This window comes from Streptomyces sp. MS191, from assembly GCF_008042125.1.
Classification (GTDB): Bacteria; Actinomycetota; Actinomycetes; order Streptomycetales; family Streptomycetaceae; genus Streptomyces.
The window spans coordinates 1-1,313 of record NZ_RDBI01000080.1 but is presented as its reverse complement, the minus strand read 5'-3'; the positions used below and the strand labels follow the sequence as shown (position 1 = coordinate 1,313).

Below are 1,313 nucleotides of genomic sequence, written 5' to 3'. Positions count from 1 at the left end.
GTCCCGGACCTCCCCCCGCAGGTCCATTACGGCTTGCGGCCCACCGCGCCGAACTGCGCCACCTCGCTCGCCGGCGCGAACCGCCAGCTCGCGCACGAGACGATGCCCGGCTCCAGCACTTCGAGCCCCTCCAGCAGGGAGGCGAACTCGGCGCGGGTGCGGGCGGTGATCGGCGGGGTGGCGTTCTCGTTCCAGAACGCCATCGCCGCGGCGTTGCCCTCGCCGCCCAGCCCGGGCTCCAGGGTGGGGTGGGTCAGGACGAGGTAACTGCCCGAGGGCACCGCGTCCATCAGGGTCCGGACGATGCCGCGGACCTCCTCCGTGTCCAGCACGAAGTTGAGGATGCCGAGCATCATCACCGCGACCGGCCGCGACAGGTCCAGGGTCCGCGCCGCCGCCTCCAGGATCCGCTCCGGCTGCCGCGCGTCCGCGTCGACGTACTCGGTGACGCCTTCCGGAGCGCTGGTCAGCAGGGCCCGGGCGTGCGTCAGGACGATCGGGTCGTTGTCGACGTAGACGACGCGGGAGTCCGGCGCGACGCGCTGGGCGACCTCGTGGGTGTTGTCGGCCGTCGGGAGGCCCGTGCCGATGTCCAGGAACTGGCGGACGCCCGCCTCGGCGGCCAGGTGGGTGACCACCCGGCCCAGGAACGCCCGGTCCGCGCGGGCGACTTCGCCGATGCTCGGGTAGAAGCCGGTGACCTGGTCGCCGACGGCCCGGTCCACCGGGTAGTTGTCCTTGCCGCCCAGCCAGTAGTTCCACACGCGGGCGTTGTGCGCGATGTCGGTACGGATCCTGTCGGTCCCGGTCACCTCGGAGCACTCCTTCGCAGTTCGGCGACGAGCGCGTCCACCCGGTTGGTGGTGATGGAGTCCACGCCGTGCGCGATCAGCTTACGCATGGAGCGCCGGGTGTCCGCCGTCCAGGCGGAGACCAGGTAGCCGTCCTTGTGCACCTTGTCCACCAGGGCCCGACTCAGCAGCCCGAAACGGTAGTTGAGCCAGCGCGGCCGGACCGCTCCGAGCAGCGCGGCCCGCGGCGGGGCGAGCGACGTCCACGTCAGCGCGATCTCGGCGGACGGGTCCGCGGCCCGCACGTGGAGCATGGCGACACCTCCCGCGCAGTAGACGACCCGCTCGGACGCGCCGCACTCGCGGACGATGCCGACGACGGTGCGGACGGAGCTCTCGTCGCCGCCCGGCAGGTCGATCATCAGCCGGCGCGGACCGGCCGCGATCAGCGCCTCGCGCAGGGTGGGGACACCGTCGTACGTCAGGTCGCGGACCTGCTCCAGGGTGAGGTCGGACAGCGCG

2 protein-coding genes are annotated in these 1,313 nt (G+C 72.6%); both read right to left on the bottom strand.

The genetic code is table 11. The annotated features are described in order from the left end of the window. Positions 1 to 26: 26 nt before the first annotated feature. A complete protein-coding gene (locus EAO71_RS34030; RefSeq protein WP_147981690.1) occupies positions 27 to 812 on the bottom strand; it encodes an SAM-dependent methyltransferase in 786 nt (261 codons plus the stop codon). Further along, on the bottom strand, positions 809 to 1,313 hold a 505-nt coding region (locus EAO71_RS34025), incomplete at its 5' end, for a glycerophosphodiester phosphodiesterase (protein WP_147981689.1). The genes EAO71_RS34025 and EAO71_RS34030, both read right to left, overlap by 4 nt.